Here is a 17136-nt window from a genome sequence, read left to right on the forward strand (position 1 = left end):
TATATTACGCTAATATTCTAGTAGACTACAGCTTTTGAAGCTTCTATATTCAAAGGAAATTTTTTAGCGATCGCCTTTTATCTATATCATTAGACCCATCCAAAATATAATCTAGGCACAAAAAAGTGGTAGAAAGTAAAATTAGAAGTCTACCACTGTGATTTAAAATGTGTATTGTCTTCAATTATATCCAAAAATGCCCATCGAGAACAAAACAGATTTTGGGCATTAGTCACGAACAGTTTCAAGCGTTGCTTGAATCAGCTTTAAAAGAACATATAAAAATCCAGAAGGAAAAAGAAAAGGAAAAAATCAGGATTAATTATCCTGGGGGAGGACGGCAAGAAATATTATCCACTTCCGAGCAAATATGTCTATGCCTGTTTTATTTAAGACAGATACCCACCTTTGAAATACTAGGGATGTTGTTTGGTGTATCTAAAAGTGAAGCTCATGTTACTTTCCATTACTGGAGAAAGATCATCCGAGTAATTCTGCCATCAAGTTTACTTGAACAGATGGAGGGTCAAGAAGGAGATTTCCTGATTGTACAAGAATTATTGACGAATTTTCAACTCTTAGTAGATAGCCTAGAACAGCCTATAAACAGACCATCTGACAATGAAGAACAAAAAAAGTTTTATTCAGGAAAGAAAAAACAACATACTTTAAAAAGTCAATTAGTAGGTCTGCCAAATGGCAAAGATATTATTGATGTAGTAGTAGGATTTCCTGGACCAACATCAGACATCAATTTATTTAGGGAACAACAGAAAAAATTTGATTCTGAACAAAAATTTGCGGGAGACAAAGGATATCAAGGTGGTAAAAATATGACGACTCCTCATAAGAAAAAAGAAAACAGCAACTAACCGAGCAACAAAAAACAGAAAATAAAATTCTGTCAAGTAAACGTATATTTATCGAACATCTAATCAGGCTTGTGAGAATTTTTAAAATAACTTCACAAAGATTTGGGCTAAAGTCAAATATCTATAAAGAAATAATTTTAACAGTTTGTGGAGGAGTGAGGCTACGAATTGGTACTTTAGTTATGACGAGGTAATTATCATTAATAATGATTAGCGATCGCCTTGAATGCATAACTTCATTTTTTGGCTCTAAACTATCAGTAACGATATCAAACCCTAATTGTTACGTTTAAAGAGAATCTACAAGGATTGGTCTCAAAGCCTTGTAGATATTGGCTTGCAAGTTTTAGGACGGGTCTATTGAAGACAGCAGAAATTGATATTGGTGCGACGGGTACAACTCCACCCATTTTGGCACAGGCGAAGGGCGTGCCAGTGGTATATTTAGCTACGTCTCAACCTCGCCCAGTCCAAGGTGCAATTGTGGTCTTGGAAAATTCGCCGATTCAGAGTGTGAGCGATTTGAAAGGCAAAAATGTAAGCTTGAGTGAAGGGTCTTACCAACAACATTTTCTCGCGATCGCTCTTGATAAAGTCGGACTGACTTATCAAGATGTGAAAACTATTCCTAACTCAGCAGATTCTCTCAAAGCTTTCCTCAATGGCGAAATAGATGCTTGGATTACATCAGACTTACATTTAGCAGAGGTTCAGAAAAATCACAAAGTTAGAGTACTGCTTTATAGTTCCGAGTTATTTAGCAATCGCTCTCTTTACTTTACTCATCGCAGTTTTGCCGAGCAACATCCAGATGCTTTATCAGCCTTTATTAAGGCGCTAGAAAGAGTAGATCGCTGGATTGCTACCCATTTCAGCGAAGCGGCTGAACTACTATCCAAAGAAATTAATAATGGGATTGATGCTAAAGGTTGGGAGCAATCTCTAAGAAATAGACCTTGGGGTCTTGTTCCACCTTCTGGGGAGTTTATTGCTGAACAACAATATGCAGCTGATGTATTCTATCGTTTTGGTTTGTTGCCCAATAGTATCAATGTTTCTGAAGCGCTATTAGCTGATCCTTTGAGTGTATTTGAAGCTAATCTCGCACTAGCGGGTAGATAATTGATTCGATAATGCGATCGCCTAAATTTGTAAATGAGAAAATAGGCGATCGCACAAAATTATACAATCTGGCGATTTTGGGAAAAACTAGGTAGTTCTGGAGCGATATAAGCCCAAGATACTGCGGAATCAGTCCAAATTTGATGCACTGGCTTCACTAATTGCGGATTGTCTAAACTTCCAGCTTTCAGCCAGACGAATTGCGGTTTTGCTGGCGCTTTTGTAAACAGAGGTGAACCGCATTCTGGGCAAAATTCGCGAGTAATTTTGTTGCCACTATTCCCCTCTTTTGTATAACTCTTAACTTTACCAGCTACAATACGTAATGCAGCTGATTGTATGCGAACCCCTACATTAAAAGCGCTACCTGTCGTCTTTCTGCAATCTTGACAGTGGCAATAATTCGCTGCTTCTAGTTCTCCGTTATATTCGTACCGCACATAGCCGCAAAGACACCCTCCTGTAACCGTTTCCCCCATACTCTCTCTCTACAAACTTATGCAGATTACCCATTCACAAACTCTTCTGTAAGCAAAAAATACAGATGAGCCACAAAAATCCCTTCTGTACTCATCTGTAGATGTAAAAATTAGCTATTTCGCTAGATATTACAATCCATGCTGCTTAAACCAAGCTTGAAGGCGCTCCCATCCGTCTTTAGCTTCTGTTTCGCGGTAAGAGGGGCGATAATCAGCCAAGAAGGCGTGGGGTGCATCGGGGTAAACGATGACTTCAGATTTACTGCTGCTAGATTTGAGTTGTTCTTTCAGCTTTTCTACTGTATCCAGGGGAATACCTGCATCCTGACCGCCATAGAGTCCCAGAACTGGAACTGTTAGCTTAGAGGCGACATCAACGGGATGCTGAGGCTGACGTTCAGTAGTATCGCCTAGCAGTCGTCCATACCAAGCTACACCTGCTTTAATTTGCGGGTTATGTGCAGCATATAACCAAGTAGTCCGACCACCCCAGCAAAAACCTGTAATTCCGACGCGATCGCCATTACCGTTTGCAGATTTAACAGCCCAAGCTATAGTATCATCAAGGTCTGATAACACCTGAGCATCGGGTACTGTTGCTACTATTGGGCGAATTTCGTCAATATTGCTTAATTTTGACACATCACCCTGACGGATGAATAATTCGGGAGCGTAGGCGCGAAGCGACTTGTCGTAGACATCGCTAAATATCCCAACTTAGCAAAGCGACGGGCAATATCTTGAATGTGTTCGTGTACACCAAATATCTCCTGAATTACCAGGACAATCGGGAAATTTTCACCTGTGTCTGGTTGCGCTCTATAGGCAGGAATTTCACCATCTTTGACAGGAATATTCACGAATCCTGCAACTAAACCTTGATTATCAGTGGCGATAACTTGGTTAGAAATAGGTTGCACTGCTTGGGCAAAACCATTAGTTCCGGTAGTAGCAGTAGAATTAGCGTTGCTCATCTTTTTTTACCTTGATTGTTTCCGTTTGTGGGAGAACTGTAGAGAAATAATGTGTTCCTAATAAATTAGGAAAGTAAAATTTAATGCTTCCAAACAACTCGTAGTGATGTTGTAATCTCTTCAGTGAAATGTCCCGAAGGCTCAACTTCTAGTAGTGCTTGTTTCAAATCTGCTTCAAAAAGCTCTACATTGTCACCGAAGAAAATCTTGAGAGCAAAGGCTGTGGTGTATAAATAACCAAGATAGCTAGAAACTGTCCAACTCTTCTCAAAAGCGACTTCATATACTTCTTGACGAGCAAAAGCTGATTGAGCAATTAGAACTTCATGAGGAGGATCTACGGGAGTGCGAATACCCTTTCCTCTCTGTCCAGTTCGTCGTTGCTCGCCTAACCATTTTTTGACAATTCTGATTGCAGCTTGCTTCCAAGGAAGTGAACTTTCCCAAGGATTTTCATTAGTATTGAGCAGTACGAATCCACCATCATCAGAGAGCAATTCATAAATACGCTCAAGCACAATTTCACGTTGCATCCAGTGAAAAGCTCTACCAATGGTGACTAGTTTAAATTCACCCAAACTATAATTAATTAGTTCTGCGCCTTGCTCAAGCCAGGTAATATTATTTCTCTCGGCGATTTGGGCTTGGCGTTTAGCCTCTTCGATCATATCTGGATCGGGATCGACAGCAACTACTTCCTGAAATTGATTGCTGAGAGGAATCGCGATTAAACCCGGGCCGCAACCTAAGTCTAAGAGTCTTCCTTGACTATTAAGATGAAATATTTCGGTTAGTTTAGCAAATACCTCTGGTGGATACTTGGTTCTGTATTGAGCATAGCTTTCAGCCGCACCCTCAAATAATGTTGGGTCGTAGGTAGGAAGTGTTTTCATGAGATATACCTTGGACTCAAATATGTAATGAACTCACAAGTAAATTGGATATTTTGTCAAGTTTTTTCTGGCTTCAGATTCAGCAATTTATTGTTTGGCTTTTGTTTGTAACTAGAACCATAGTCTGATTTTCCTTAGTATTTTTTAGACACTAAAGCAGTCAGTTATTTGGAAAGTAGAGTGGGCTTTAACCACTCTACAACTGGCAAGAGGAAAGTTATAAAAGGCAACAAGTGAGTATTATATCTGTTGGACTATTAGTTGTGTCCGTGTTGATGACGACAAGTTAAATATTTTGCAACAAAAACATATATAAGTCTGATATAGTGTTTTGCCTACACTGATTTCAATAAGCTCCGTTGATTCCAATCTTGGTGGATATAGCGCACCACACTATCGGCTTGATTAGAATCAATCACATGGGTGGCGTGGCGCTGTAATTCTACAGTAGCGTTGGCAACTGCGATGGCACAATCGGCAATTTGAAACATTTCGATATCGTTGTTATGATCGCCAAAAACAACCAATTTATTGCTTTTCAATCCATAGGCTGCTTGCAGGGTGAGGATTGCTTGGGCTTTAGTCGCTTTATGGCTATAAATCGTTAGCCAATACCAGCCTGGGTTATAACTATTTTCATAATGATAAGTTTGTATCCTATCTCCATATCTTTCGTGGATTGCGATTTCTAATTCAGATAAAATCTCTATGTGATTAATAATGGTAATACAAACTATCTGGTCGCGGAATGAATCGGTTAAATTGGCGATCGCGCGTAATCGTTTATCTTGATGAAGCAGGCGATCGTTAATATACCACTGCATTCCTTCATTGATAATTTGTTGGTAGTAACAACAATCTTCTGAACCATTAAAACTAGAAATAAAAGGAACACATTTAAAGCTGCAAATGAGTTGATAGATGTCTTCGATGATTTCCGTTTCAATGCTGTTGATTATCTCATGACGACCAGATTCTAAATCAGAAATAAACGCTCCATTAAATTCCACAATTGGCAGAGGTAGTTTCAATCCACGAAAAACTACACCCATAAAAACTACACTGCGAGCGCTAGCAACTGTAAACATCAATCCATCTTGTAGTAGTTCCTGCAATTTGTGTTTACTATAATCTGACAGCACCGCATTATTTGTGAGTAATGTCCCATCTAAATCTGAAATATATATTGTGTCACTCATGAGAATATGTAATAGATGCAAGCACGTAAATAATTGAGACTAGCAATTAGTTTAGCAATAAATGCGATCCTAACCATGCTGTTCATCCTGGCTTAGGCTGATGTTGGTCTTCTTTTTTTAGTTTTAATTTTTACTTTTTTAATTTGAGTTCCATAAATATTTCTGCTATTTCATTTTCATTATATTTATCAATCTCTTGAAATCCATATTTTTCAAAAATTTTCCTTGCTGCAATAGATTTTTTCATCGTATCCAATCTTAATATATGTAATTCGTTTTTTTTGCATTCAATAATAAATGTTCCATTAATAATGTACCTATTCCTTTACCCTGATATAAAGGTAAAAAAAAGTACCTTTTAATCTCTCCTATTTTATCTATTTTATTTAATATTTTTAATGCAATACTACCAATTACTGCGCCATTTTCAATCATAATCCAGAAATTTCCACCTGGACTTTGGTATATATTTTCAATATTCCTTATATCAGAATGTAAGCCAGTTGGATCAAATTTATATCCTCTGTACGAAAGCGTTATTTCCAAAAATTCTTCCAAACTAGCCTGGAATTCGTAACTGTATGAGATTAATTCCATTTCTTTTATATCGATTTAACAATCCCGTACTTACCGGAAAGCTGTGCTACTGGTACTTCTCCCTGCTTGCTCATTGAAAAGTCCGGCTTATTTTTGCTAAATGCGATCGCTTCATCTATATACAGCCCCTCATCAGCAAAATAGCCTTACTCGCGAGCCTAGTACGATAGAGAGAACAGCCTGCCACTGATCTCATTCAAGATCTTCTTGAGTTTGACATACTCCACTAAAAGGATTTGACAGACATCAGCGCGACTTATTCTCCAGTAAAGCTTCGTATTTAGTCAAGATTAAAGATATGTAACTTAACCTGAATTCGGAATCGGCAAAGAGGCAGCTAGTAAACCGACAAGAACGTCAAATCCAGCACCAGTCCTAACGCGGAATCTATTTAGTAAAGCTAAATATTAGCTTTACGTAAATTTACATAATCATATATTTTATTGTCTAAGGACTTGAATTTTACATATAGCTATGTAATACTCCTAAATTAAACACCGTTAAATTGGTCAACAAACAGTATTATCTAAATTTTGGAGCAAATACTGCACAGCGAAATTATTCACATTCTCGTCATGGTAATGCACAGAAGGCTTCTGTGAGTCATGTCTGTGGTTTGGTTGCTGGTGGAAAGTTAGTGTTGCAAATAAAGGGGTGAAGCTCGTGAGCGCAAATCAATTAGCGTCTCTTGCGGTATCTACCAATAATCTAGATTTAGAAGCCGATGTTTTAGTAATTGGTGGTGGCCCGGCTGGTGCTTGGGCTGCTCACAATGCAGCGGTTAATGGAGCTAGGGTAGTGTTGGTTGATAAAGGCTACTGTGGTTCCAGTGGAGCAACTGCGGCGGGTGGTACTAGTGTCTGGTATGTGCAAAACCCAGAGCAACGGGAAACTGCGATGGCTAGCCGAGAAGCGCTAGGAGGATTTTTATCAGAGCGTTCTTGGATGCGGCGAGTTTTGGATCGGAGTCAGGATAATCTTCATCAGTTAGGAAACTGGGGTTATCCTTTTCCTTGCGATCAACAAGGGCAACCCTATTATCGATCGCTCCAACAAGGTGCAGAATATATGCGCTTGATGCGAAAGCAAATCAAGAAAGCTGGCGTGCAAATTCTCGATCATAGTCCTGCTTTGGAATTGCTTGTGGATGTAGAAGGCGCGGTTGCTGGGGCGCGGGGAATTCGCCGCCAAGCTGGTGGGCGCTGGCAAGTGCGAGCTGGAGCGGTGGTAATTGCCACTGGTGGTTGTGCGTTCTTGAGTAAAGCCCTCGGCTGTAACGTATTGACGGGAGACGGTTATTTAATGGCAGCAGAAGCCGGGGCGCAACTTTCAGGGATGGAATTTTCTAACGCCTATGCTCTAACTCCTGCCTTTGCCTCTGTTACAAAAGGCGCTTTTTATCGTTGGGCAACCTTCACCTACGAAGACGGCACAGTGATTGAGGGTGCTGGTTCCCAAAGAGGACGCTCTATAATAGCCAAGACATTACTAACTCAACCAGTGTACTGTAGCTTACACGAAACCCCAGAGGAAGTACGAGCTTGGATGAGAACCATTCAGCATAATTTCTTCTTACCCTTTGATCGCAGTGGTATCGATCCCTTTAGCCAACGTTTCCCGGTTACCCTCCGTCTAGAAGGCACAGTTAGAGGTACTGGCGGAATTCGGATTATAGATAATTCTTGCGCTACCTCCGTACCAGGACTTTATGCGGCGGGAGATGCGGCAACCAGAGAATTAATTTGTGGAGGCTTTACAGGTGGTGGTAGCTACAATGCTGCTTGGGCAATGTCTTCTGGCTATTGGGCAGGGGAAGCAGCAGCAGATTATGCAAAGCAATTAGGAACCACAGCACATCAAAGACAAGTGCATTCCCTTGGACAGGCTGGAGTATCAAACAACGCTCAAACATTTGAACCGCAAGAAGTGATTAGTGCTGTGCAAGCAGAAGTCATACCCTACGATCGCAATCTCTTCCGGACTGAACGTGGTTTAAACGATTCTTTGGAACGCTTGCATAGTGCCTGGCGAGAAGTTCGTGATAGTGCCGCCCCAACAGAAACCCAAACATTACAAGCGCGAGAAGCCGCTGCAATGGTAGCCACAGCCCGTTGGATGTATACCTCAGCTTTAGCAAGGAAAGAAACTCGCGGTATGCATAAGCACCAAGATTATCTTCAGGAAGATCCCAAACAACAATATCGCCTGATTAGTGGTGGCTTAGATACAGTCTGGGTAAAGCCTGAACAAGAAGTAGTCAACAGGGAGTTAGTAGCACTGTGATTGAACTAGTAAGTGAATCTCGCTGCATCCAATGTAATCTTTGTGTTAACGCCTGTCCTACCAACGTTTTTGATATCGTTCCAGGTGGTGCGCCAAGAATTGCCCGCCAAAGTGACTGTCAAACCTGCTATATGTGCGAACTCTACTGTCCAGCAGACGCATTATATGTCGATCCCAACGCTGAGGAATCAGTATCAGTGGATGAAGAGACTTTGATTGCATCTGGGTTACTTGGTAGCTATCGGCAAAAAGTAGGTTGGGGAAAAGGACGAACACCCGCCGCTAAAAATGAGAAGTCAGCTTACTATTACCCAGCCATGCTGAACAATAGCAATCTCGCTACCGATGCCCAAGGCAGAATTTTACCTTGGGGAACCCAGGCTTCTACAGAGAAGGCAGAAAAGGTTAGCAATAGTCCTTGAAAATCAACTTTTACAGTATCACTGTTTATGAGTTCCCATGTACTTGAGCGCAATTTTTGCGATCGCCTTTTAGCTTCAGTTACATCTGTTGTTCTGTTACTCAGCCTGACAAGTTGTGCTTCAGAGCCAAAAACCGACGCTTCTACTGCAACTGACGCAAATTCACCAGCAGCAAAAAATCTAGTTCTCAGAGTCGGTTTCATTAGCACTGAAAGTAAACTACCTATCGGGCCTGAAGGCTGGGCGATTGAAAAAGGGACATTAACTCCAGCGCTCAAAAGCTTGGGTGTAACAGAAGTGAAATTTATTCCTTTTAATGGCGGCCCAGCACTTAATGAAGCCCTTTCGAGTGGTCAATTAGATATGGGTTTGTATGGCGATACTCCCGCCTTAGTTGGCAGATCCGCCGGACTCAAAACCCGATTGATCAATCAGACACGAGTGGGTCAGAATGCTTGGTTAGTCACCAAGAAAAATGGCCCGCTTTCAGTGTCACAACTCAAGGGTGAGAAAGTAGGGGTGGCTAAAGGTACTTATCCTCATCGGTATTTACTAGGTTTGCTAGAAAAAGAAGGCATAGCCAAGAATGTGAAAGTGGTACAAATTCCCTCTGCTGATGCCAAAGCCGCACTAGAAAGAGGAGATATAGCCGCCTATCCGTTTGCGATGGGAACCGGGCCTACAGTAATTTCTCAAGGATTTGCCTCAATTGATCAAGCCAAAGATCATGAAGGATTGGTAGGAACAGGTGTGAGTATTGTTACCGAAGAGTTTCTCGCCAAGCATCCAGACTTACCACAAAAGTGGAATCAAACTCGCCAGCAAGCGTTGCAAGAAATTAAGGGAAATCCCGAAGCATTTTATCAGTTTGCAGCTAAAGCTAGTGGTGATGCACCATTGGCCGTGGTGAAGGAATCTTATCCACTCAATCTTTATCCTAATGAGCCTTTTACACCAGAAGGGTTAAAACTTTTGAATTCAACAAAGCAGTTTCTCGCAGACCAAAAATTGTTGAAGTCAGATTTTGATATTAAAGATTGGCAGGTTCCGAATCCTTAAATCTCTGCTAAAAGCTACTCTCGCTTTATGTGGATAAAGGGAAAAGGGTAATTTATCCTGACTCTTTATCCCTTTCCCTAATTTTGGTTTTGTCTCACGCATAAAAGAATACATATATAAGGAGTAAAGTTTGTGAATAATTATATTCGTCAAGATTCTTCAGAGAATATTTCTCAGCTTAATTTGATAGCAGATGTCTTAGTAATCGGAGGTGGGCCAGCAGGAACTTGGGCTGCTTGGAGTGCAGCTATTAATGGCGCAAATGTGATTTTGGCTGATAAGGGTTACTGCGGTACAAGTGGCGCAGCCGCAGCATCAGGTAATGGTGTGTGGTATGTACCACCAGATGCAGAACAGCGAGAAGCAGCTATGGCAAGTCGGGAGGCGATGGGGGGATTTTTGTGCGATCGCAATTGGATGACTCGTGTGTTGGATCGCACCTATGACAACATTAATTCGCTTGCAGATTGGGGTTATCCTTTCCGCGTTGATGCTGATGGTACAGTCATCCGTCGCTCTTTACAGGGGCCGGATTATATGCGGTTTATGCGGAAAAAAATTAAGCAAGCAGGTGTCAAAATTTTAGACCATAGTCCAGCTTTAGAATTGTTGGTGGATGCAGAAGGCGCTGTGGCTGGGGCTTCTGGCATCAATCGCCAATCTGGGGAACGCTGGACAGTCCGAGCAGGGGCAGTTGTAATTGCTACTGGTGGCTGTGCTTTCTTAAGTAAAGCCCTGGGTTGTAATGTGCTAACTGGAGATGGTTTGTTAATGGCGGCTGAAGCTGGTGCAGACTTCTCTGGGATGGAATTTTCTAATGCTTATGCAATTTCTCCCGCGTTTTCTTCAGTTACCAAGACTCGTTATTATGACTGGGCATCTTTTACCTATGAAGATGGTACGGTAATTGAGGGCGCAGGTTCTAAACGTGGTCGTTCAGTGATCGCCAAAACTTTGCTGACTCAGCCAGTTTATGCCCGCCTTGACCAAAATATGGATGAGGAAACTAAAGCTTGGATGCGGTCTTCTCAGCCGAATTTCTTTGTAGTCTTCGATCGCGCTGGAATTGACCCCTTTACCCAACGTTTCCCGATAACTCTACGTTTAGAGGGAACTGTGCGCGGTACAGGTGGGATTAGGATTGCAGATTACACCTGTGCTACTTCCGTTAGCGGACTTTATGCGGCGGGAGATGCGGCGACTAGGGAGTTGATTTGTGGTGGCTTCACAGGTGGAGGTAGCCACAATGCAGCTTGGGCTATGTCTTCAGGTTATTGGTCTGGACAATCGGCGGCTACCTATGCTTTGAGTTTGGGTGAGAAAGCAGCATTGCGGAGTGTTCGCAGTGTTGGTGAAGCGGGATTGCAAGGTGCAGGGAATCATCGCGTATCGCCAGAAGATGCGATCGCCGCTACTCAAGCCGAAGTCTTCCCCTACGATCGCAATCTCTTCCGCAGTGCAACTGGTTTGAGTGAATCCTTAGACAGACTCAATCACCTGTGGAAAGAGATTCGCAACAGTCAAACTCCAGATGATAGCCAAATTGTGCGATCGCGCGAAGCGGCGGCGATGGTTGCTACCGCCCGTTGGATGTACAACAGTGGTTTACAACGCCAAGAAACCAGAGGAATGCATAAACGGGAAGATTATCCCAAACAAGACCCCAATCAGCAATACAGAATACTCAGTGGTGGATTAGATAAGATTTGGGTTAAACCTGAGTCAGCAGTTGTCAGTCGGGAATTAGTCACAGTGTGATTTTTGGGCATGGGGCATAGGTGTAAAAAAAGATGACTTCAAAGCTTTTTTCTCTCACCTTTTCCCCATAATCGAACCAGACTAGGCAAACACGCAGATTTTTCAATTTATCATCAAACAAGGTATGACTTATGAGCTTAAATAGCCAAGTACTAGATAGACCAACTTCTTTTGATTTGCCATACGTAGAGGCTAACCTCACATACCTGATGCCGATGACAGATAGACTTGTCAACTATACTTATGAACCACCATCAGGTATTCCCCGCACTAATGGCATATATCAATCACACAAGTTGCCAATCTACAATGCTCGTTCTATCTCCAACAATATTTCACTAGATCGAGACGGTTTTGGTTTTACTGAGCATAATACCAGCGTCCGTAACTTTTACGATGAAGACGAAATTCGCCAGGTTTATTACCCAGAAGCAGAACAGTTATTAAAAGAGGTAACTGGTGCAACTCAGGTAGTAATATTCGACCATACCTTGCGTAATGCCGAATTGATGAAGCAAGATATCAACAACGGCATTAAGGAACCTGTGAAGCGCGTACATAACGACTTCACAGCTAAATCTGGCTATACACGCGCCCGTCTAGAATTAGCAGCACGGGGTATAGATAATATTGATAGTCTGTTACAACAACGGTTTGCCATCATCAATGTTTGGCGAGGAATTGGCGAGACAATTCAAGAATCACCATTAGCAGTGTGTGATGCTCAAAGTATTGCACGAACAGACTTAGTAGCTAGTGACTTAGTGTACCGCGATCGCGTTGGTGAAACTTACGCCATTACCTACAACCCACAACATAAATGGTACTACTTTCCGCAAATGCAAAGAAACGAAGCGCTATTCATCAAGTGTTTCGATTCCGCAGAAGATGGACGCGCACGTTTTGCTGGTCACACTGCATTTGAAGATCCAACTAGCCCAGCAAATGCACCTCCAAGAGAAAGTATAGAATTACGGACTTTCGTTTTTTACCCTGCATAGATTAATAATGCTGAATGAAAAATTTGTAGGTTTACAATATATTGTGAACCTACGATTTCATGCTTTTGTCATATTGAATAATAGTATTTTAATTTAAGGACATAATTCGTAATTATATAACATTACAGCTATACCTACCGGAATCACAGCTTTTGTAGCTACTAACTTAGATGATTTATTCATCCTCACACTGTTATTTTCTCAAGCAAATGCCACTTTCCGTCATCGGCATATTGTAATTGGCCAATACCAACTATCACAATTACAGTCTCAAAAGTATGTAATGGAAACAGCTAGAAAACGGGCGCAATGCTTTAATCAAACTGGTGGAACTTTGGGCATCTACGCCAATAAACCAAAAATAACGCACAGGTTCCTAGCCCACAACTCATTGACTAATGTTTGTTAGACATTCAATATTCACTTAATTAAAATAGTCACATATGCTGCTTTTGGAGCATTATCACCGCAGATAATTGGTATTGGTTTAGTAATTGGTTTAGTCGCTATACCAGCTAATTTTGTAGGCAAGCATATTCTTAACCAGATTAACACTCAACAGTTTCGCCAATTAGTATTAACAACAATGGCAATCAGCGGTTTATGGATACTGTGGGGGCAAAGAGATTTAATCGGCTTTTGGTAAAAGTCGAATTTTACTCACACATTACTTCTTTAAAACAAATTTAAAACAATTACAATAAAATGGTTGTCAGATATTTAAGCACACCCTGCAAGGCTATAAATCAAGCTGCTGAGTACTAGCAAGGTGATCGTAACAAATCTCCAGTTACGCATTTTGAGGAAAGCGAAAAAGGAAATTACTATCCGCAGGATGGGGGTAGCCACAAGGAGTAATAGTCCAGACCTTTGACGATGTACGAATAAAGAGAACCAGGTGAAGCAGAACGGCTAGCAAATTGATTAATGTTGATGCTAACTTGTGCGATCGCAGAATCACAGTCAAGTTTTTTCTTTGCCTTAAATCTCTCTTACCCAGATTCTCAAAGAACCTAGTGGCTCAAAATTGAAAGTCTGCAATTTGGTAACTTCCTGTCCGGTTTCATAGCCGACAATCGGTAGATCGGGAAAGATGTCAATTACCTTAGCAATGCAACTACACAAAAAATTCTCTGCATTAGCGGTAGGTGTAAAGATATTCGTCAGTCCCACGGAATCTACAGCACGATTTGCAATTGCCCCAGCAACAATCTGATACTCTTGATATGCAGCGATGACAGCAATATCCTCATTCGCCAGCAGAGAAGGTAAGAAGATGGGCGGTTGCTTTTGGCGCGTCTTTTTTGCTGAATCACCATTCCACGCAGCTTCCCAATCAGCCAGATCGGACTGTCGATCGAGTTTGACCCAACGCACCCCAACGATATTTACATCTGGTCGAGGCTGCGATGCCGATCTATAGATCCATTCTGCTTGAAACAATAACCGAAATCCCAATGGAGCTAAATCGAGCTTACAGAAACTATCCTTGACTCCCCATTCCCCAGATAACCCAGACTTGGCAAGATATTGAATCCACTCCATCTGTTCAGTAGATTCTTCAGTTCTCGATAAAGTTACAGCGTTGGGATAAAAGCGGGGGGTTTCATGTTGATTGACCCATATTGTGTCCATGAATTTACCCGGTTTGCCGTGGATTTGGCAAATGGTATCGCACCATACAGCATTATTTCGGACTACTTGGTTTATTCGCTCCTTGGACATTAGGTTGTCAATCTAACTGGGTAGTTCATGGGCAATTCGATCCATTTTGCCCCTGCCTAAAACCTCTAGTTTCTAATACAGAATGTAAATTTACATTCTACATTACTTCACGTTAACCGAGTGTGTTATCAACATCTCAACATAAATATTTTGTTTTAGCAATTTATGCCAATCTTTCGTAGCTGATGCTTGATTATCCTCTCATTGATGCAGTATCATGATAAAAGTACTGTTATTCTATAGATTAATAGTAGTATAAAATTTGTTGTCTAAGAAAAAGTTTTCTTAACTGCTACAAGTCCCGAAAAACCGCAATTAATTATTAATCAGTGATGCAGGTAGAGAAAGTTTATTACTGCCAATCCAAATAGAGTATAAACAAGGAAATTCATTAAAATGACGCAGAAACTTGCCCAAACGCAATACCCTGTTCATGACTTCATTCGGAGTCGTTGGAGTCCGAGAGCTTTTGCCGATCGCTCAGTTGAGCAGGATAAACTACTCTCATTGCTAGAAGCAGCTCGTTGGGCACCCTCTTCCTATAATCATCAGCCTTGGAGCTTTATTGTTGCCACCAAAGATGATCCAACGGAATACAATCGTCTACTTAGTACCTTGGTAGAGTTTAATCAAGGATGGGCGAAAAATGCTCCGGTACTGATACTCGCGGTTGCGAAAATCCGTACTGATGATGGGAAAACAAACAGACACGCATTTCATGATGTGGGACTGGCGTTAGAAAACCTGATCCTTCAGGCGACAACTCTTGGTTTATTCGCCCATCAAATAGCGGGATTTAATGCAGACACAGCCAGGGAAACATACCAAATTCCAGAAGACTATGAGCCTGCAACTGTGGTGACAGTTGGCTATCCTGGCGATTCCGAAAGCCTCCCCGATGGACTACGCGATCGCGAACTGGCTCCCCGTGTCCGCAAGCTGTTGAAAGAATTTGTCTTTACTGGACAGTGGGGGCATACCTTACCCTTATTGAAAGACTAAAGATACAGACTGAAACATACTCCAAAGGAGAATACGAAGGAAATTAACAAGGAAGAATTTTACGAATAATTTAGGATTGTTATATGACCCAAGAACATTGGGCTGCGGTTGATCGCTATATCACCGACTTGTTTGTCCAGCCTGACCTCGCCCTAGATGCAGCGCGCCGCAAACGATCGCCGATGAAATGGAGCAATGGCTCACCGAGGAAGGGTCTGATGGATTCAATGTCATGTTCCCTTATCTACCGGAGGGGCTGAATGATTTCGTAGATAAGGTTGTGCCAGAACTGCAACGACGTGGGATTTTTCGCCAAGAGTATGAAGGTAAGACACTGCGGGAAAATCTGGGACTTACTCGCCCCGCTAATCGCTTCTTTCAAACCACAACCGCATCTGTTAGCTAGATGCAGCTATTAAAAAAATTATCACAGAGAAAAACAATGACTCAAATTGAAGAAAAAGCTTTAGATTCCGCCTTTAAGTTCGCTGCTCCTATCGCAGTCAACTCTCCCGAATTGCAAACTCTGTTGGATTTTATCGCTCTGGGAGCAACTGAGCGCGATCGTGATCGCATCCTTCCTTTTAATATCATCGACCTGATCCGGCGTTCCCGGTTGGGTGCATTGCGCATCCCCGTTGCTGAAGGTGGCGCTGGTAGCACTGCACGCGAACTGTTCGAGGTTGTGATTCGCCTGGGTGATGCCGATCCCAACGTCGCTCACATCGTGCGAAATCATTTCTCAGTTACAGAGAGAATTTTGCGTTCTGAACGCAGCGAAAGGAATCGTCGATGGTTAAAAGCCGTCGTTGATGGCGCAATTATTGGACTTGCTACAACCGAACTGGAAGCCAAACGCTCTGGTGGTGGTCAAGTCGTGAATACAAAATTAACACCTGATGGCAACAGTTATCGTCTGAATGGTACGAAGTATTATAGCACTGGTAGCATTTATGCAGACTTAATCTTCGTGCGTGTGTTAGCGCCAGATGACACTACAGCGTTCATACTCATTCCTACCAACCGTGAGGGAATTGAACTTGTAGACGACTGGGATGGCTTCGGGCAAAGGCTAACAGGTACGGGAACGACTACGTTCACTAACGTCCGCGTTGAGGCAGACGAAGTAATTCTTGATACAGACATAGACAAAGATAACCTGCCTTACAACATTGTGCCGCAATTATTCCTAACTGCGATTAACGCTGGTATTATTCGCAGTGTGTTGCGGGATGCAAAGGCGCTGATTCACAAACGCCCCAGAACCTTCTACCATGCGGTAGCCGAGCAAGCAACAGATGACCCCCTATTGCAGCAAACTGTCGGTCAAATTTCTGCTAATGCCTTTGCCGCCGAAGCGATCGTTCTCGCCGCAGCCGATACTCTCGATCGCCTTGCTGCTGCCAAAGCCCAGGGAGAAGAGGCTGAGACAGAGGCAGCACTAGCAGCTTCTTTAAGTGCATCCAAAGCCAAATTGATTGTCGATGACTTGGCACTACGTTCAGCCACCTTATTATTTGAAGTTGGTGGGGCTTCCACAACCAAAAAAAGCTCTAATTTAGATCGTCATTGGCGCAACGCCCGCACTTTGGCATCACACAACCCAAGTCATTTTAAAGCCCGTGCCATTGGCGACTACGAAATCAACAACAAACCACTGCCCACACGAGGATTCTTTTAATGTGTAAATAGGGCAGAGGGAAGGGGATGAGGGAGATGAGGGAGTATGGGGAGTATGGGAAGAGGAGGG

The 17136-nt window shown here is 42.3% G+C and carries 14 protein-coding genes and 4 pseudogenes; 11 read left to right on the forward strand and 7 right to left on the reverse strand.

All coding sequences use genetic code 11. From position 1 onward, the window contains the following. Positions 1-167 precede the first annotated feature (167 nt). Positions 168-1066, forward strand: a pseudogene (locus AACU32_RS05810) (transposase). 166 nt (positions 1067-1232) lie between these two features. Continuing rightward, on the forward strand, positions 1233-1994 hold the full coding sequence (locus AACU32_RS05815; protein ID WP_339377552.1) for an ABC transporter substrate-binding protein: 762 nt from the start codon (positions 1233-1235) through the stop codon (positions 1992-1994). 59 nt (positions 1995-2053) lie between these two features. On the opposite strand, the gene AACU32_RS05820 is transcribed toward AACU32_RS05815, so the two are convergent. The 5 genes and pseudogenes from AACU32_RS05820 to AACU32_RS05840 form a co-directional block, all read right to left on the reverse strand. Further along, the gene (locus AACU32_RS05820; protein WP_096598690.1) at positions 2054-2473 is read right to left on the reverse strand and encodes a GFA family protein; all 420 of its coding nucleotides are present in this window, start codon (positions 2471-2473) and stop codon (positions 2054-2056) included. Between the two features lie 129 nt (positions 2474-2602). Beyond that, positions 2603-3447 (reverse strand): annotated as a pseudogene (locus tag AACU32_RS05825) (dienelactone hydrolase family protein). A gap of 80 nt (positions 3448-3527) precedes the next feature. Continuing rightward, complete coding sequence (locus AACU32_RS05830; RefSeq protein WP_096598692.1) at positions 3528-4340, reverse strand: class I SAM-dependent methyltransferase; 813 nt, start codon at positions 4338-4340, stop codon at positions 3528-3530. A 335-nt stretch (positions 4341-4675) separates the two neighbouring features. Continuing rightward, complete coding sequence (locus tag AACU32_RS05835; protein ID WP_096598694.1) at positions 4676-5539, reverse strand: HAD family hydrolase; 864 nt, start codon at positions 5537-5539, stop codon at positions 4676-4678. Positions 5540-5797: 258 nt separating this feature from the next. Continuing rightward, on the reverse strand, positions 5798-6136 hold the full coding sequence (locus AACU32_RS05840; RefSeq protein WP_096598696.1) for a GNAT family N-acetyltransferase: 339 nt from the start codon (positions 6134-6136) through the stop codon (positions 5798-5800). Positions 6137-6799: 663 nt separating this feature from the next. Between AACU32_RS05840 and AACU32_RS05845 the strand changes: the two genes are divergently transcribed. From AACU32_RS05845 to AACU32_RS05870, 6 genes and pseudogenes are all read left to right on the forward strand, one after another. Beyond that, positions 6800-8419: an FAD-dependent oxidoreductase gene (locus tag AACU32_RS05845; RefSeq protein ID WP_096598698.1), complete on the forward strand. Its 1620-nt coding sequence runs from the start codon at positions 6800-6802 to the stop codon at positions 8417-8419. Next, complete coding sequence (locus AACU32_RS05850; protein WP_096598700.1) at positions 8416-8841, forward strand: 4Fe-4S dicluster domain-containing protein; 426 nt, start codon at positions 8416-8418, stop codon at positions 8839-8841. The genes AACU32_RS05845 and AACU32_RS05850 overlap by 4 nt, the downstream gene beginning before the upstream one ends. Before the next feature lie 27 nt (positions 8842-8868). Further along, entirely contained in the window at positions 8869-9900 is a 1032-nt protein-coding gene (locus AACU32_RS05855; protein WP_096598702.1) for an ABC transporter substrate-binding protein, read from the forward strand. A 132-nt stretch (positions 9901-10032) separates the two neighbouring features. Continuing rightward, positions 10033-11658: an FAD-dependent oxidoreductase gene (locus AACU32_RS05860; RefSeq protein WP_096598704.1), complete on the forward strand. Its 1626-nt coding sequence runs from the start codon at positions 10033-10035 to the stop codon at positions 11656-11658. Positions 11659-11789: 131 nt separating this feature from the next. After that, positions 11790-12659 (forward strand): CmcJ/NvfI family oxidoreductase, encoded by an 870-nt coding sequence (locus AACU32_RS05865; protein ID WP_096598706.1) that lies wholly within the window; start codon positions 11790-11792, stop codon positions 12657-12659. Between the two features lie 121 nt (positions 12660-12780). Beyond that, positions 12781-12909: pseudogene (locus AACU32_RS05870) on the forward strand (cadmium resistance transporter); the annotation flags it as partial. Between the two features lie 470 nt (positions 12910-13379). On the opposite strand, the gene AACU32_RS05875 reads toward AACU32_RS05870, so the two are convergent. Further along, on the reverse strand, positions 13380-13508 hold the full coding sequence (locus tag AACU32_RS05875; RefSeq protein WP_096598708.1) for a DUF1634 domain-containing protein: 129 nt from the start codon (positions 13506-13508) through the stop codon (positions 13380-13382). Positions 13509-13640: 132 nt separating this feature from the next. Continuing rightward, positions 13641-14294: a hypothetical protein gene (locus tag AACU32_RS05880; RefSeq protein ID WP_339377553.1), complete on the reverse strand. Its 654-nt coding sequence runs from the start codon at positions 14292-14294 to the stop codon at positions 13641-13643. Between the two features lie 486 nt (positions 14295-14780). On the opposite strand from AACU32_RS05880, the gene AACU32_RS05885 reads away from it, so the two are divergent. From AACU32_RS05885 to AACU32_RS05895, 3 genes and pseudogenes are all read left to right on the forward strand, one after another. Beyond that, complete coding sequence (locus AACU32_RS05885) at positions 14781-15386, forward strand: nitroreductase family protein (RefSeq protein ID WP_096598712.1); 606 nt, start codon at positions 14781-14783, stop codon at positions 15384-15386. A gap of 166 nt (positions 15387-15552) precedes the next feature. Then, positions 15553-15792, forward strand: a pseudogene (locus tag AACU32_RS05890) (LLM class flavin-dependent oxidoreductase); the annotation flags it as partial. Positions 15793-15828: 36 nt separating this feature from the next. Then, positions 15829-17067: an acyl-CoA dehydrogenase family protein gene (locus AACU32_RS05895; RefSeq protein ID WP_096607876.1), complete on the forward strand. Its 1239-nt coding sequence runs from the start codon at positions 15829-15831 to the stop codon at positions 17065-17067. Positions 17068-17136 lie beyond the last annotated feature (69 nt).

It is taken from the genome of Calothrix sp. NIES-2100 (assembly GCF_963875285.1).
Classification (GTDB): domain Bacteria; phylum Cyanobacteriota; class Cyanobacteriia; order Cyanobacteriales; family Nostocaceae; genus Aulosira.